The sequence below is a fragment of the Pseudomonas sp. S12(2018) genome, from assembly GCF_024355235.1.
GTDB classification, from domain to species: domain Bacteria; phylum Pseudomonadota; class Gammaproteobacteria; order Pseudomonadales; family Pseudomonadaceae; genus Aquipseudomonas; species Aquipseudomonas palmensis.
On sequence record NZ_QLAD01000001.1, the window covers coordinates 611,325 to 626,735 of the forward strand.

The following is a 15,411-nucleotide window of genomic DNA, read 5'->3' on the forward strand; positions in this document are numbered from 1 at the left end:
CACCCGCATCGCGGGGCAAGCCGCGCTCCCACGCGGTCATCACTGTCTCCAGACACATGATGTACCTGTGGGAGCGGGCTTGACCCGCGATGAGCTCGAGGCGCTGTTACTGCACGGCCGCTTCCTGCACCACACGGATTACCCGCTGCGGAAACGGGATGTCGATGCCCTCGGCCTTCAACCGGTCGCGCGCATGCTCGTTGAGCATGAACATCACGTCCCAGTAGTCAGCCGTCTTCACCCAGGCTCGCAGCGACACGGTGATCGAGCTGTCGCCCAGTGCCGAAATCACCGCCTGGGGCGCGCCCGGTTCCTGCAGCACCCGCGGGTCATTGGCCAGGTCCAGCAGCACCTTGCGCGCTACCTGCAGGTCGGCCTCGTAGTCCACGCCCACATCGAACACCACCTTGCGGGTCGGCTGGCGGTTGGTGTTGGTGATGATGCCGTTGGACAGGCTGCCGTTGGGCAGGATCACCGTCTTGTTGTCACCGGTACGCAGCACCGTGTGGAAGATCTGGATGCTGTCCACGGTACCGCTGACCCCCTGGGCCTCGATCCAGTCGCCCAGGCGGAACGGACGGAACAGCAGGATCAGCACACCGCCGGCGAAGTTCGCCAGGCTGCCCTGCAAGGCCAGGCCGATGGCCAGGCCGGCGGCACCGATGGCGGCCACGAACGAGGTGGTCTCGATGCCGATCATCGAGGCCACGCTGACCACCAGCAGGATCTTCAGAATGATGTTCGCCAGGCTGCTGATGAAGCCTTGCAGCGCCAGGTCGGCGTTGCGGAGGGCCAGCAGCTTGCCCAGGCGGTAGGTGACCTTGTTGATCACCCACCAGCCGATGGCCAGGGTCAGCAGCGCCAACAACAGGCGACTGCCATATTCCATGATCATCGGGATCCAGGTCTGCGAAGTCCTGACCAGCTGATCCACTTCAGCGTTCAAATCCATAGGTTGTCTCCTGATGCCGGGCGGCAAAAAACGGGGAAAGCGTGGCGCCGCAATCGTTTCAGCGGCCGCAGAAACCTCGGACGCCGAAACGGCGCCAAGGTTCCGGGTGCACGGGGATCAGTCGCGGAAGTTGTTGAACTGCAGCGGCATGCCGAACTCCTTGGCACGCAGGGCCGCGATGGCTTCCTGCAGGTCGTCGCGTTTCTTGCCGGTGACGCGTACCTGCTCGCCCTGGATGGCGGCCTGGACCTTGAGCTTGGCGTCCTTGATGTGGGCGACGATCTTCTTGGCCAGTTCCTTGTCGATGCCTTCCTTCAGCGTCGCTTCCTGCTTCATCACCTTGCCCGATGCGAAGGCATCCTTGACCTCCAGGCACTGCACGTCGATCTTGCGCTTGACCAGCGCCAGCTTGAGGATGTCGATCATCGCCTCGAGCTGGAACTCGGCCTCGGCGGTGAGGTTGACGGTCAGTTCCTTTTCCTTGAACTCGAAGCTGCCCTTGCCCTTGAGGTCGTAGCGGCGGTCGAGCTCCTTGACCGCGTTTTCCACGGCGTTGGTGACTTCGTGCTTGTCCAGTTCCGATACCACGTCGAACGACGGCATATCCATTCTCCAAAAAAATAAACGCACGCTCATGGGCCCCTGGTCGCAGAGCATGATGGAGCGTGCCGGGTTTGACGGTTAAAATGCGGGTTCATTATAACGGTTGCGAAACGCAGATGAGCAGCACCTGGCATATTCTCGGCGCCGGCAGCCTGGGCAGCCTCTGGGCCTGCCGCCTGGCACAGGCCGGCAAGGCGGTCCGCCTGATCCTGCGCGACCCTGCGCGCCTGCACGCCTACGAGGCGGCGGGCGGCCTGAGCCTGGTACACAACGGCCAGGCGCAGCGCCACGCGATCCCCGCCGAAACCGCCGATGCAGGCACGCCTATCCACCGGCTGCTGGTGGCCTGCAAGGCCTACGACGCGCCCGCGGCAGTGGCGCAGCTGGCGCCCCGACTGGCGCGCAATGCCGAGCTGGTGCTGCTGCAGAACGGCCTGGGCAGCCAGGACGAAGTCGCCAGCCAGGTCCCCCACGCACGCTGCATCTTCGCCTCCAGCACCGAGGGCGCGTTTCGCGAAGCCGACTGGCAGGTGAACTTTGCCGGGCATGGCTTCAACTGGCTGGGCGACCCGGCCAACCCGCTGCCGCCCGATTGGCTCGACGATCTGACCGACGCAGGCATCCCGCACCAGTGGACCCCGGACATCCTCACCCGGCTATGGCGCAAGCTGGCGCTCAACTGCGCCATCAACCCACTGACCGTGCTGCATGCGTGCCGCAACGGCGGCCTGGCCGAGCATCACTGCGAGGTGGCCACGCTGTGCGCGGAGCTGGCCGAGCTGCTGCAGCACTGCGGCCAGCCCGAAGCCGCCACCGATCTGCAGGTCGAGGTCGAACGGGTCATCCAGGCCACGGCGGCGAACTACTCTTCCATGTACCAGGACGTGCGCCAGGGCCGACGCACCGAGATCCACTACCTGCTCGGCCACGCCTGCCGCGTTGCCGCCCGCCACGGCCGCCATCTGGCGCACCTTGAACGGCTGCACCGGCGCCTGGTCGAACACCTGAACGCACGCGGGTTGCCCAGCGACTGAGGGCAACGCTACCCTGCCCCTCCACCCACAGGATCACGCCGTCACCATGCCCTTGCGCGAACGCCTGGAAAACCTGCCGGTCGGCCAGAAGCTGCTGGCCGCCCTGCTGGTGCTGCTGATCACCATTCTGCTGGTGGCCAACCTGACCTTCATCAGCGCCGCCTACTGGATCTCCCAGGAGGCCATGGCGCCCCAGGCCCTGCAGACCATCGGCCGCCTGGTATCGCACCCGGAGCTGGCACAGCGCGCCGCCGACTCGCCAGAGGCGGCCAACGACCTGCTCAAGGAACTGGACAGCTACACCCCGCTGCGCGCCGCCGCGCTGTATGGCAGCGACGGCAAGCTGCTGGCGCAGTTGCAGCACGGCGAACCCCTGGCAGTGCCCAAGCGCTACCGCAACATCGAGAGCTGGCGCCTGACCGAGTTTCGCAGCACCCAGCTGGTAACCCTGCCGCGCCCCGGCAACCCGCCCGGGCATCTGCTGCTGGTGGCCAGCAGCGAGCTGCCGATGGCCTTCTATACCGGCACGCTGACCGCCAGCCTGGGCATCCTGGTGTTCAGCATCCTGCTATGGATGCTGATTGCGCGGCAGATCAAGCGTCTGATCACCCAGCCGATCTACCAGCTCGAACAGCTCTCGCGCCAGGTGACCCGCGAAGAGAACTATGCCCTGCGCGCGCGCCCCGGCAACCGCGACGAAATCGGCAGCCTGGCCGAGGCGTTCAACACCATGCTATCGCGCATCGAAGCCCGCGAACAGCAACTCAAGCGCGCCCGCGACGAATTCCAGACCGCCTATGACCAGGCCCAGGGCCTGGCCGAGGAAACCCGTCACACCAACCGCAAGCTGGAACTCGAAGTACAGGTGCGCAGCAAGATCGAGCGCAAGCTCACCGGCTTTCAGAACTACCTCAACAGCATCATCGACTCCATGCCCTCGGCACTGATCGCCCTGGACGAACAGCTCTACGTGACCCAGTGGAACCAGGAGGCCAGCGCGCTTTCCGGCACGCCGCTGGACGAGGCGCTGAACCAGCCGATCTTCCTCGCGTTCGAGCCGCTCAAGCCGTTCCTGCCGCAGCTCAAGGAAAGCGTCGAGAAGCACCGCGTGGCCAAGATCGAGCGGGTCACCTGGACCAGGGGCGACGATGCGCGCCACTACGCCCTGACCTTCTACCCGCTGATGGGCGGTGGCGGGCGCGGCGTGGTGATTCGCATCGACGACATCACCCAGCGCCTGTCGCTCGAAGAGATGATGGTGCAGTCGGAGAAGATGCTCTCGGTCGGTGGCCTGGCTGCTGGCATGGCCCACGAGATCAACAACCCGCTGGGGGCGATCCTGCACAACGTGCAGAACATCCGTCGACGCCTGTCCCCCGACCTGCCGAAGAACCTGGAGCAGGCCAGCGAAACCGGCATCGACCTGGGTACGGTCAACCAGTACCTGGAAAACCGCCAGGTACCCCAGTTGCTCGATGGCATCCAGCAGGCCGGCGCACGGGCGGCCAAGATCGTCACCCACATGCTCAGCTTCAGCCGCCGCAGCAACCGCCAGATGGCACCGTGCGACCTGCCGGCACTGATCGACCAGGCGGTGGAGATCGCCGGCAACGACTTCGACCTGACCGAAGGCTTCGACTTCAAGGGACAGGCCATCGTGCGCCAGTTCGACCCGGCCCTGGGCCCAGTGCCCGGCACCGCCAACGAGCTGGAACAGGTGCTGCTCAACCTGCTCAAGAACGCCGCCCAGGCGATTCACCAGCGCGAAGACGACAGCGAACCGGGGCGTATCATCCTGCGTACCCGGCTCAACCCGCCGTGGGCCGAGATCCAGGTCGAAGACAACGGCGTGGGCATGCCCGAGGCGGTGCGCAAGCGCACCTTCGAGCCGTTCTTCACCACCAAGGAAATCGGCCAGGGCACTGGCCTGGGCCTGTCGGTGTCGTATTTCATCATCACCAACAACCACAAGGGCCAGATGGAGGTGCAGTCGGCGCCGGGCCAGGGCACGTGCTTCACCTTGCGCCTGCCGCTGAGCAACCTGCCGATGCCACCCCCCGGCCCGCCAACGATGGAGTCATGAGCATGGGTTTTCGCTTGTCGAAGATTTACACCCGCACCGGCGACAAGGGCGAAACCGGCCTGGGCGACGGCCGTCGCGTCGCCAAGGACCATCCGCGCATCGAGGCCATCGGCGAGGTGGACACGCTCAACAGCCAGCTGGGCGTGTTGCTGGCAGGCCTGGCCGAGCAACACCTGGACGAGGTGGTCGAAGTGCTGGCGCCGTGTCAGCATCGGCTGTTCGACCTGGGTGGTGAGCTGGCGATGCCCAGTTACCAGGCCTTGAACGAGGCCGAGGTGCAGCGCCTGGAAGCGGCGATCGACCACTGGAACGAAGAGCTGGGGCCTCTGGAGAACTTCATTCTGCCGGGCGGTTCGGCGCTGATTGCCCAGGCCCATGTATGCCGCAGCCTGGCCCGCAGTGCGGAGCGGCGGTGTCAGCAGTTGAACGCGGCAGAGCCGCTGGCGGGGGTGGGGCTGGCGTACATCAATCGGCTGTCGGACTTGCTGTTCGTGGCGGCGCGGGTGATTGCGCGGCGCCAGGGGGTGGCGGAGGTGTTATGGCAGGCTGCGGCCAGGCCATGACGCCGCTTCGCCGGCAAGGCCGGCTCCTACAAAGGTCAGCGCCGTCTGTAGGAGCCGGCCTTGCCGGCGAGGCTTCACTCAGGCCTCAGGCCAGAACGCCCGAATTCCGGCCACGCCTTGGGCGCCGAACTGCCAGGCCCGCTCGCAATCAGCCGGCCCCACGCCACCCAGCACATACACCGGCCGGTTGAAGCCTTCGATCAGCTCGCTGGCCTGCTCCCAGCCCAACGGTACCGCCTCGGGATGCGTCTGGGTCGCCTGCACCGGCGACAGGGTGACGAAATCCACCCCCATCTGCTCGGCCAGCGCCAGTTCTTCGGCGTTGTGACAAGACGCGGCCAGCCAGCGCTCCCTGGGGAACGGTCGGCCCTTGGGCGCATATTTGCGCAACTGCTCGGCCGTAAGGTGCCACCCTGCCGCCGGGAAATCGCCCAGCCACTCCAGCGGCCCCTTGAGCATCAACTGCGCCTTGCCGGCACACAGCCCCACCGCATCCACCGCCACATCGCGGTACTTGGGGTCGTAGCCGTTGGGCGCACGCAACTGCACCAGCTTGATCCCGCCGGCAATCGCCTTCTGGATGCCGCGCAGCAACTGCGGGGCTTCCAGTTCGCCCGGGGTGATCAGGTAGTGGCCAGGCAACCGCGCGGCCGCCACGATGGGCTGGTTGGCTTCAGGGAAGTCGTATTGCGGCAGTTCGCGTGGCGACACCCAGGCCAGTGGCTGGCCTTCGGCACCATGGGGCTCGCCGGTAAAGCCGTCGACCTCCCACACGTCCAGCAGCACCTGCTTGTCGGGGTAGTCGTGACGCACCTTGATCAAGGGCCGTGCACGGGTCACGACGATGCCCAGTTCCTCGTGCAGCTCGCGGGCCAGGGCGATCTCGACCGCCTCCCCCGCCTCCACCTTGCCGCCGGGAAACTCCCACAGGCCGCCCTGATGCTGGCTGTCGGCACGGCGCGCAATCAGGATGCGCCCGTCGGTGCCACGGATCACCGCAGCGGCAACATGCACCCGCTTCACGACGCACGCTCCGCCAGCGCAGCCTGCTGCCAGGCCTGGAAGGCCGGCCACTGGTAGATGGCCTCGACGTAGGCGGCGGCTGCCGCTGGCAGTTCGACACGGTAGCTGCGCAGGCGCACCGCCACCGGGGCGAAGAAGGCGTCGGCCAGGCTCAGTTCGCCGAACAGGTACGGGCCCGGGGTCTTGGCCACCAGGCGGCACTCGGACCACAGCGCGACGATGCGATCGATGTCGATCTGCACCTCGAGTGGAATGCTCTCAAGGGCCTGATCGTGGTCCAGGTTCATCGGCATGGTGCTGCGCAGGGCGAAGAAGCCACTGTGCATCTGCGCGCAGGCCGAACGCGCCTGGGCCCGGGCAGCGATGTCGCTGGGCCACAGGTTGGCTTCAGGGTGGCGCTCGGCCAGGTACTCGGCGATTGCCAGCGAATCGGCGATGGTGCCGTGTTCGGACTTGAGCAGGGGCACCTTGCCGGTGGCGGAGTGCGCAAGGATGCGCTGGCGGGTATCGGGCTGGTTGAGGGTGATCAGCAGTTCGGTGTAGGGCACCCTGGCCAGTTCGAGGGCCAGGGCGGCGCGCAGCGACCAGGAGGAATACAGCTTGTCGCCGATGATCAGTTGGTAGCTCATGGGTGGGCTCCATCGGGATGTGCGGGGGCCTATCGCGGGTCAAGCCCGCTCCCACAGGGTTACTGCAATCCTTGAGGGAGCGGGCTTGACCCGCAATACGGTCAGGTACGGTATTCGGCGTTGATCTTCACATACTCATGGGACAGGTCGGTGGTCCAGATCGTCTCGCTGCAGTCGCCACGCCCCAGGTCGATGCGGATGGTGATCTCTTCCTGGGCCATCACGGCCGAGCCCTGGGCCTCGGTGTAGGTGGCGTTGCGGCCGCCTTTGCTGGCGATGCACACATCGTCCAGGTACACGTCGATCAGGCTCACGTCCAGGTTCGGCACGCCAGCACGGCCCACAGCTGCCAGGATCCGGCCCCAGTTCGGGTCGGAGGCGAACAGCGCGGTCTTGATCAGCGGCGAATGCGCCACGGCATAGCCGACGTCCAGGCATTCCTGATGATTGCCACCACCGTTGACCTGAACGGTCACGAACTTGGTCGCGCCTTCACCGTCACGCACGATGGCCTGGGCCACTTCCATGCACACCTCGAACACCGCCTTTTTCAACGCGTCGAACAGCGGGCCGCGGGCTTCGGTCACTTCAGCCACGTCGGCCTTGCCGGTGGCGATCAGCATGCAGCAATCGTTGGTCGAGGTATCGCCGTCGATGGTGATGCGGTTGAACGACTTGTTGGCGCCGTCCAGCAGCAGGTCCTTGAGCACGGCCGGCGCCACCTTGGCGTCGGTGGCGATGTAGCCGAGCATGGTCGCCATGTTCGGGCGGATCATCCCGGCGCCCTTGCTGATGCCGGTCACGGTGATGGTCACGCCGTCATGCTGGAACTGGCGGCTGGCACCCTTGGGCAGGGTGTCGGTGGTCATGATGCCGGTGGCGGCCTCGGCCCAGTTGTTTTCCGACAGGTCGTCCAGGGCGGCCTGCAGCGCGCCTTCGATCTTCTCGACCGGCAGTGGCTCACCGATCACACCGGTGGAGAACGGCAGCACCGCGTCGGCGTCGACACCCGCCAGCTCGGCCAGCCTGGCGCAGGTGCGCTCGGCAGCGGCCAGGCCGGGGGCGCCGGTACCGGCGTTGGCGTTGCCGGTGTTGGTCAGCAGGTAACGCACACTGCCCTGCACGCGCTGCTTGGCCAGGATCACCGGGGCAGCGCAGAACGCATTGAGGGTGAACACGCCGGCAACGCTGGAGCCTTCGGCGCAGCGCATTACCACAACGTCCTTGCGCCCGGGGCGCTTGATGCCCGCAGAGGCAATACCGAGTTCAAAACCTGGAACCGGGTGCAACGTTGGCAAAGGACCAAGACCGACAGCCATGAAAGCGCTCCTAGAAAAAAGGCGCCGGCTCGAGATACCGGCGCTTGAGATGGAACAACGCCGCGACGGTTGGGCCCGTCGCGGCGCGGTGTTCAGATATCAGCAGGGGGCAACGGCGGTGCGATCAGTCGATCTTGCCGTGGCACTGCTTGAACTTCTTGCCCGAACCGCACCAGCAGGGTTCGTTGCGGCCCAGCTTCTGCTCGTTGCGCACCGGCGCTGCGGCCACGGCGACGTCGGCACCCTCCTCAAGCAGCTCGCCCGCTTCCAGGCCAGGGGCCTCGGCGTGCTGGAACTGCATGCGCTGGGCCAGCTCTTCGGCTTCGCGGCGCAGGCGTGCTTCCTCTTCGATCGGGTCTTCGCGGCGAACCTGAACGTGCGAGAGCACGCGGATGGTGTCGCGCTTGATCGAGTCCAGCAGTTCCTGGAACAGGGCAAACGACTCGCGCTTGTATTCCTGCTTCGGGTTCTTCTGGGCGTAGCCACGCAGGTGGATACCGTGGCGCAGGTGATCCATGGTCGACAGGTGGTCTTTCCACAGGTCGTCGATCACACGCAGCAGGATCTGCTTCTCGAAGGTACGCAGGGCATCGGCGCTGGCCTGCTCTTCCTTCTCGTTGTAGGCCGCCATCAGCTCGGCCATCAACTTCTCGCGCAGGGTCTCTTCGTACAGGTGGTCGTCTTCGTCCAGCCACTGCTGGATCGGCAGCTTGACCCCGAAATCGCTGGCCAGGGCCGCCTCCAGGCCCGGCACGTCCCACTGCTCGGGCAGCGACTGTGGCGGGATGTGCTGGGCCACGGTGGCATCGAGCACTTCCTGGCGGAACTCGGCGATGGTGTCGCCGATGTTGGTCGCCGCCAGCAGGCTGTTGCGCATGTGGTAGATGACCTTACGCTGCTCGTTGGCCACGTCGTCGAATTCGAGCAGTTGCTTGCGGATGTCGAAGTTGCGACCTTCGACCTTGCGCTGGGCCTTCTCGATGGCGTTGGTGACCATGCGGTGCTCGATGGCCTCGCCGGACTGCATGCCCAGGGCCTTCATGAAGTTCTTGACCCGGTCGGAGGCGAAGATGCGCATCAGGCTGTCTTCCAGCGACAGGTAGAAGCGGCTCGAGCCCGGGTCGCCCTGACGGCCGGAACGGCCACGCAGCTGGTTGTCGATACGGCGCGATTCGTGGCGCTCGGAGGCGATCACGTGCAGACCACCGGACTCGATCACCTGCTGGTGACGCTTCTGCCAGTCGGCCTTGACCTGGGCAACCTGCTCGGGCGTCGGGTTGTCCATGGCAGCCACTTCGACTTCCCAGTTGCCGCCCAGCAGGATGTCGGTACCACGACCGGCCATGTTGGTGGCGATGGTCAGTGCACCCGGGCGACCGGCCTGGGCGATGATCTCGGCTTCCTTCTCGTGGAACTTGGCGTTCAGGACCTTGTGATCGATGCCTTCCTTGATCAGCAGGTTGGACATGTGCTCGGAGGTTTCGATGGTGGCGGTACCCACCAGCACCGGACGCCCGGAAGCCATGCTCTCCTTGATGTCGGCGATGATCGCGGTGTACTTCTCTTCGGCCGTCAGGTAGACCAGGTCGTTGAAGTCCTTGCGCGCCAGCGGCTTGTTCGGCGGGATCACCATCACGTTGAGCTGGTAGATCTGGGCGAATTCGAACGCTTCGGTGTCAGCGGTACCGGTCATGCCGGACAGCTTGTTGTACAGGCGGAAGTAGTTCTGGAACGTGGTCGAGGCCAGGGTCTGGCTCTCGGGCTGGATGTTCAGGTTTTCCTTGGCCTCGATGGCCTGGTGCAGGCCCTCGGACAGGCGACGGCCCGGCATGGTGCGGCCGGTGTGCTCGTCGATCAGCAGGATCTGGCCGTCCTGCACGATGTATTCGACATTGCGGTGGAACAGCTTGTGGGCACGCAGGCCGGCATACACGTGGGTCAGCAGGCCCAGGTTGTGCGCCGAGTAGAGGCTCTCGCCCTCGGCCAGCATGCCGACCTGGGTGAGCATCTCTTCGATGTACTGGTGGCCGGCTTCGTTGAGTTCGACCTGGCGGGTCTTCTCGTCGATGCTGTAGTGGCCTTCCTGTGTGACCTGGCCTTCGACCTCTTCGATGTGCTGCTTGAGCTGCGGGATCAGCTTGTTGATCTCGATGTACAGCTTGGAGCTGTCTTCGGCCTGGCCGGAGATGATCAGCGGGGTACGGGCTTCGTCGATCAGGATGGAGTCGACTTCGTCGATCACGGCGAAATTCAGCTCGCGCTGGAATTTCTCTTCCATGCTGAACGCCATGTTGTCGCGCAGGTAGTCGAAACCGAATTCGTTGTTGGTGCCGTAGGTGATGTCGGCGGCATAGGCGATGCGCTTTTCTTCCGGCGGCTGGAACGGGGTGACCACACCCACGGTGAGGCCCAGGTATTCATACAGAGGGCGCATCCAGTTGGCGTCGCGGCGGGCCAGGTAGTCGTTGACCGTGACCACGTGCACGCCCTTGCCGGACAGCGCGTTGAGGTACACGCCCAGGGTCGCCACCAGGGTCTTGCCTTCACCGGTACGCATCTCTGCGATCATGCCCTCGTGCAAGGTCATGCCACCGATCAGCTGTACATCGAAGTGACGCATGCCCATGACCCGCTTGCCGGCCTCGCGCGCAACGGCGAAGGCTTCGGGCAACAGTTGGTCAAGGGTCTCGCCTTTGGCCAGGCGCTCTTTGAACGCTGCGGTCTTGGCCCGCAACTGCTCGTCCGTCAGGGCGACCATCTGCTCTTCGAAGGCATTGACGATCTGTACCGTCTTGAGCATGCGTTTGACTTCACGCTCGTTCTTGCTTCCAAAAAGTTTTTTTAACAAAGGCGCAAACATATTGGCAGGATCTTCCACACGTAGGGATGGAGGGCGGCCCCGTGAGTCGCCCGTGCAGCCCTTATGGCCGCATGCGAACGAGCATTCTACCCGGAAACGATGGTGAGGAAAGTGGCGGATTTCCACGATGCTGGCACAGCGCTTTTGACGGGGCTTTTTTACAATAAGGCCTTTTTCGCTAACTTCAACCCATCGTCACATGAAGAATTACCGGCGGGGCGATCTGTTAAGATGGCGCCACTGTATTTTTCGGACCCTGCCCATGGCTTTTCGCCCCCTGCCCGCCCGTGCACCCGCCGTGCTTTTGCGTGAAGCGCGACCGCTCAAGGCCCTGTTCAGCCAGGCCCAGCGCCTGGCCCAGCTGCAGCGCCTGGTGGAGAGCCAGTTGCAGCCGGCAGCGCGCGAGCATTGCCATGTGGCCTCCTGGCGCGAGGGTACGCTGCTGCTGATCGTCACCGACGGGCACTGGGCCACGCGCCTGCGCTACCAGCAGAAACGCCTGCTGCGCCAGTTGCAGATGATGGAGGCCTTCAGCAGCCTGACCCGCATCAATTTCAGGGTGCAGCCGATGGCCGGTGTGGCACCCGCGGCGGGGCACCCGATGGACATCTCGACACGTTCGGCGCAGAACATCCACGCTACGGCCGAAGGGATCACCGACCCCAAGCTCAAGGCGGCGCTGGAGCGCCTGGCCAGGCACGGCAAGGGATAGACGAGCGCACAGCGCTCGCAAACCTGCGAGTGCGCGCGGCAATAAAAAAAGGCCACCCGAAGGCAGCCCCAAAAAATAACTAAAGAAGAGAGAGTTCGTACTTACACTGCCGCAACCGGACGCATGTAAGAGATCGGTGCCGTGCTGGCATCTTCGAACGTCACCACTTCCCACGCATCGGTTTCCTCGATCAGCTTGCGCAGCAGCTGATTGTTCAGCGCGTGTCCGGACTTGTAGCCCTTGAACTCGCCGATCAGGCTGTTGCCCAGCAGGTAGAGGTCGCCAATCGCATCGAGGATCTTGTGCTTGACGAATTCGTCTTCGTAGCGAAGGCCGTCTTCGTTGAGCACGCCATCCTTGTCCACGACGATGGCGTTTTCCACGCTGCCGCCGAGGGCGAGGTTGTGCTTGCGCAGGTACTCGATGTCACTCATGAACCCGAAGGTACGGGCGCGGCTGACTTCCTTCACGAACGAGGTGCTGGAAAAGTCCACGCTGGCACTCTGGGTCCGGTTGTGGAACACCGGGTGGTCGAAATCGATCTCGAAACTCACCTTGAACCCTTCGAAAGGCAGGAAAGTGGCGCGCTTGTCGCCGTCTTCCACTGTCACTTCACGCAGGATGCGGATGAACTTCTTGGCTGCGTCCTGTTCTTCCAGGCCGGCAGATTGAATCAGGAATACAAAGGGCCCGGCGCTGCCGTCCATAATTGGCACTTCGGACGCGGAGAGCTCGACGTAGGCGTTATCGATGCCCAGGCCAGCCATGGCCGAGAGCAGGTGCTCTACCGTGTCTACCTTGGTATCGCCATTGACCAGTGTCGTGGACATGGTCGTCTCGCCGACGTTTTCCGCACGGGCAGGGATCTGCACCACAGGGTCGAGGTCGGCACGGCAAAATACGATGCCGGTATCCACAGGGGCGGGCTTGAGGGTCAGGTAAACCTTTTCCCCGGAGTGCAGGCCGACACCTGTGGCACGGATGATATTTTTCAGGGTGCGTTGTTTAATCATGGCATTGGCCGCTTCAGCGCAAATTGCGAACTGGTATCAACAAAGGCTGAGGATAATAGCAGACCCGGCCTTTGCTGAACACCAATCACCTTCATAGCCCTGATAAATTCCATTAATCGGCCTGACGACGCAGGAAAGCCGGGATATCCAGATAATCCAGGTCGTCCTGCGGGTTCAGCTTCTGTGCCGCAGCGGCCCCGGCGTGAGCCTGGTTGCGCATGACGGTCGGACGCTCCAGATCGCGGTAGTTGACCGAAGGTTGCTCCGGACGGGCCGGTGCAGGGGCTGGGGTCTGTACAGCGGACGCTTGCAGGGTGTTGTCGATGACCTTGACCGGTTTCTCGATCTTGGCACCCAGGCCGGTGGCTACCACGGTGACGTGCAGCTCGTCGCGCATGTCCGGGTCGATGACGGTACCGACCTTGACCATGGCGTGGTCGGAGGCGAATGCCTCGATGATGCTGCCCACATCGGAGTATTCACCCAGCGACAGGTCAGGACCTGCGGTGATGTTCACCAGGATGCCGCGGGCGCCCTGCAGGTTGACGTCTTCGAGCAGCGGGTTGCGGATGGCCGCCTCGGTCGCTTCACGCGCACGGTTCGGACCGCTGGCGCAGCCGGTACCCATCATGGCCATGCCCATCTCGCTCATCACGGTACGCACGTCGGCGAAGTCGACGTTGATCATGCCCGGACGCTTGATGATGTCGGAGATACCGCGAACGGCACCGGCGAGCACGTCGTCAGCCTTGGCGAAGGCCGACAGCAGGCTGGCATCCTTGCCCAGGATGGTCAGCAGCTTCTCGTTCGGAATGGTGATCAGCGAATCGACGCTGTCGGCCAGGGCACGGATGCCCTCGTCGGCGATCTGCATGCGCTTGCGACCTTCGAACGGGAACGGACGGGTCACCACCGCAACGGTGAGGATGCCCATTTCCTTGGCCACTTCGGCGATGATCGGAGCAGCACCGGTACCGGTACCGCCGCCCATGCCGGTGGTGATGAACACCATGTTGGTGCCTTGCAGCACTTCGGCGATGCGCTCACGGTCTTCCAGCGCGGCCTGACGACCGACTTCCGGATTGGCACCTGCACCCAGGCCCTTGGTCACGCCGGTACCCAGTTGCAGGATGGTGCGCGCGCCGATGTTTTTCAGCGCTTGAGCATCGGTGTTGGCGCAGATGAATTCGACGCCTTCGATGTTGCTCTTGACCATGTGATTGACGGCGTTGCCACCGCCGCCACCGACGCCGATCACTTTGATGACCGGGCTTTGCGGGACGTTGTCTACGAGCTCGAACATTTTCCCTCTCCTTTCAGTTCTCTAGTTTTTTGCGCCTACTACTACTGCTTTGAAACTTAAAAGTTGCCCTGGACCCAGCGCTTGAGTCGCTCAAGCACCGGGGCCTTCGGTTCATCGCCATAGCTGTTGCTGCTGATACCGGTCAGGGTCACGCCTTCGGACTGCTTCTGCAGGCCATAGGTCAGAAGGCCCACGCCGGTGGAATAGATGGGGTTGCGCACCACGTCGCTCAGGCCCCGCACGGTGTAAGGCACGCCCAGGCGTACCGGCATGTGGAAAATCTCTTCGGCCAGTTCCACCGCGCCTTCCATCTTGGCGGTACCGCCAGTGAGCACGATACCGGCCGGCACCAGGTCTTCGTAGCCACTGCGACGCAGTTCGGCCTGGATCAGGGTGAACAGTTCGTCGTAGCGTGGCTCGACCACTTCGGCCAGGGCCTGGCGCGACAGTTCGCGAGGCGGACGATCACCCACGCTCGGCACCTTGATGGTTTCGCCGGCACCGGCCAGTTTGGCCAGGGCACAGGCGTAGCGGATCTTGATCTCTTCGGCGTACTGGGTGGGGGTACGCAGCGCCATGGCGATGTCGTTGGTCACCTGGTCGCCGGCAATCGGAATCACCGCCGTGTGGCGGATGGCGCCCTCGGTGAAGATCGCGATGTCGGTGGTACCGCCGCCGATGTCCACCAGGCACACGCCCAGCTCTTTTTCGTCATCGGTCAGCACCGAGTAGGCCGAGGCCAGTTGCTCGAGGATGATGTCGTCGATTTCAAGGCCGCAGCGGCGCACGCATTTTTCGATGTTCTGTGCTGCATTGACCGCACAGGTGACCACGTGCACCTTGGCTTCCAGGCGCACGCCGGACATGCCCAGCGGCTCGCGCACGCCTTCCTGGTTGTCGATCACGTAGTCCTGCGGCAGGGTGTGCAGCACCCGCTGGTCGGCCGGGATGGCCACGGCCTGGGCCGCGTCCAGCACCCGCTCCAGGTCCGCCGCGCTGACTTCACGATCGCGGATGGCGACGATGCCGTGGGAGTTCAGGCTGCGGATGTGATTGCCCGCCACGCCGACGAACGCCGAGTGAATCCGGCAGCCAGCCATCAGCTGGGCCTCTTCGACGGCGCGCTGGATCGACTGCACGGTGGATTCGATATTGACCACCACGCCCTTCTTCAGCCCGCGCGATGGATGGGTGCCGATACCGACGATTTCCAGGGTGCCATCGGCGGCCACTTCGCCCACCAGTGCAACCACCTTGGACGTACCGATATCCAGCCCGACGATCATTTTGCCGCTATGCGCATTTGCCATGGGTCCT

At 64.1% G+C, this 15,411-nt stretch carries 13 protein-coding genes; 4 read left to right on the forward strand and 9 right to left on the reverse strand.

Annotated features, from left to right (window positions below; genetic code table 11):
• Positions 1-106 precede the first annotated feature (106 nt).
• Both DN388_RS02890 and DN388_RS02895 read right to left on the reverse strand, forming a co-directional pair.
• Complete coding sequence (locus DN388_RS02890) at positions 107-952, reverse strand: mechanosensitive ion channel family protein (RefSeq protein WP_043862083.1); 846 nt, start codon at positions 950-952, stop codon at positions 107-109.
• A 117-nt stretch (positions 953-1,069) separates the two neighbouring features.
• Positions 1,070-1,555, reverse strand: a complete 486-nt coding sequence (locus DN388_RS02895; protein ID WP_043862082.1) for a YajQ family cyclic di-GMP-binding protein — start codon at positions 1,553-1,555, stop codon at positions 1,070-1,072.
• Between the two features lie 116 nt (positions 1,556-1,671).
• On the opposite strand from DN388_RS02895, the gene DN388_RS02900 reads away from it, so the two are divergent.
• From DN388_RS02900 to DN388_RS02910, 3 genes are read left to right on the forward strand one after another with little or no spacing between them, the layout of a single operon-like run.
• On the forward strand, positions 1,672-2,589 hold the full coding sequence (locus tag DN388_RS02900) for a putative 2-dehydropantoate 2-reductase (protein ID WP_043862081.1): 918 nt from the start codon (positions 1,672-1,674) through the stop codon (positions 2,587-2,589).
• A 46-nt stretch (positions 2,590-2,635) separates the two neighbouring features.
• Positions 2,636-4,672, forward strand: coding sequence for an ATP-binding protein (locus tag DN388_RS02905; RefSeq protein ID WP_054914831.1), 2,037 nt, complete (start codon positions 2,636-2,638; stop codon positions 4,670-4,672).
• A 2-nt stretch (positions 4,673-4,674) separates the two neighbouring features.
• Entirely contained in the window at positions 4,675-5,235 is a 561-nt protein-coding gene (locus DN388_RS02910) for a cob(I)yrinic acid a,c-diamide adenosyltransferase (protein ID WP_043862079.1), read from the forward strand.
• Between the two features lie 78 nt (positions 5,236-5,313).
• Here the strand turns inward: DN388_RS02910 and DN388_RS02915 are convergent, their stop codons facing one another.
• The 4 genes from DN388_RS02915 to secA all read right to left on the reverse strand — a co-directional run bounded on the left by DN388_RS02915 (position 5,314) and on the right by secA (position 11,066).
• Positions 5,314-6,258, reverse strand: coding sequence for a Nudix family hydrolase (locus tag DN388_RS02915; RefSeq protein ID WP_043862078.1), 945 nt, complete (start codon positions 6,256-6,258; stop codon positions 5,314-5,316).
• Positions 6,255-6,887, reverse strand: a complete 633-nt coding sequence (locus tag DN388_RS02920) for a glutathione S-transferase (protein ID WP_088515537.1) — start codon at positions 6,885-6,887, stop codon at positions 6,255-6,257. Before DN388_RS02920 ends, DN388_RS02915 begins: the two co-directional genes overlap by 4 nt.
• A gap of 101 nt (positions 6,888-6,988) precedes the next feature.
• Entirely contained in the window at positions 6,989-8,206 is a 1,218-nt protein-coding gene (argJ, locus tag DN388_RS02925; protein WP_078479527.1) for a bifunctional glutamate N-acetyltransferase/amino-acid acetyltransferase ArgJ, read from the reverse strand.
• Positions 8,207-8,330: 124 nt separating this feature from the next.
• Positions 8,331-11,066, reverse strand: a complete 2,736-nt coding sequence (gene secA / locus DN388_RS02930; RefSeq protein WP_054914834.1) for a preprotein translocase subunit SecA — start codon at positions 11,064-11,066, stop codon at positions 8,331-8,333.
• A 262-nt stretch (positions 11,067-11,328) separates the two neighbouring features.
• Here secA and DN388_RS02935 point away from each other — a divergent pair, with 262 nt between their 5' ends.
• On the forward strand, positions 11,329-11,778 hold the full coding sequence (locus DN388_RS02935; protein ID WP_254996601.1) for a DUF721 domain-containing protein: 450 nt from the start codon (positions 11,329-11,331) through the stop codon (positions 11,776-11,778).
• 101 nt (positions 11,779-11,879) lie between these two features.
• On the opposite strand, the gene lpxC is transcribed toward DN388_RS02935, so the two are convergent.
• The 3 genes from lpxC to ftsA form a co-directional block, all read right to left on the reverse strand.
• A complete protein-coding gene (lpxC, locus tag DN388_RS02940; protein ID WP_043862073.1) occupies positions 11,880-12,791 on the reverse strand; it encodes a UDP-3-O-acyl-N-acetylglucosamine deacetylase in 912 nt (303 codons plus the stop codon).
• A gap of 112 nt (positions 12,792-12,903) precedes the next feature.
• Entirely contained in the window at positions 12,904-14,094 is a 1,191-nt protein-coding gene (ftsZ, locus tag DN388_RS02945) for a cell division protein FtsZ (protein ID WP_043862072.1), read from the reverse strand.
• A 56-nt stretch (positions 14,095-14,150) separates the two neighbouring features.
• Positions 14,151-15,404: a cell division protein FtsA gene (gene ftsA, locus DN388_RS02950; RefSeq protein ID WP_043862071.1), complete on the reverse strand. Its 1,254-nt coding sequence runs from the start codon at positions 15,402-15,404 to the stop codon at positions 14,151-14,153.
• Positions 15,405-15,411: the final 7 nt, after the last annotated feature.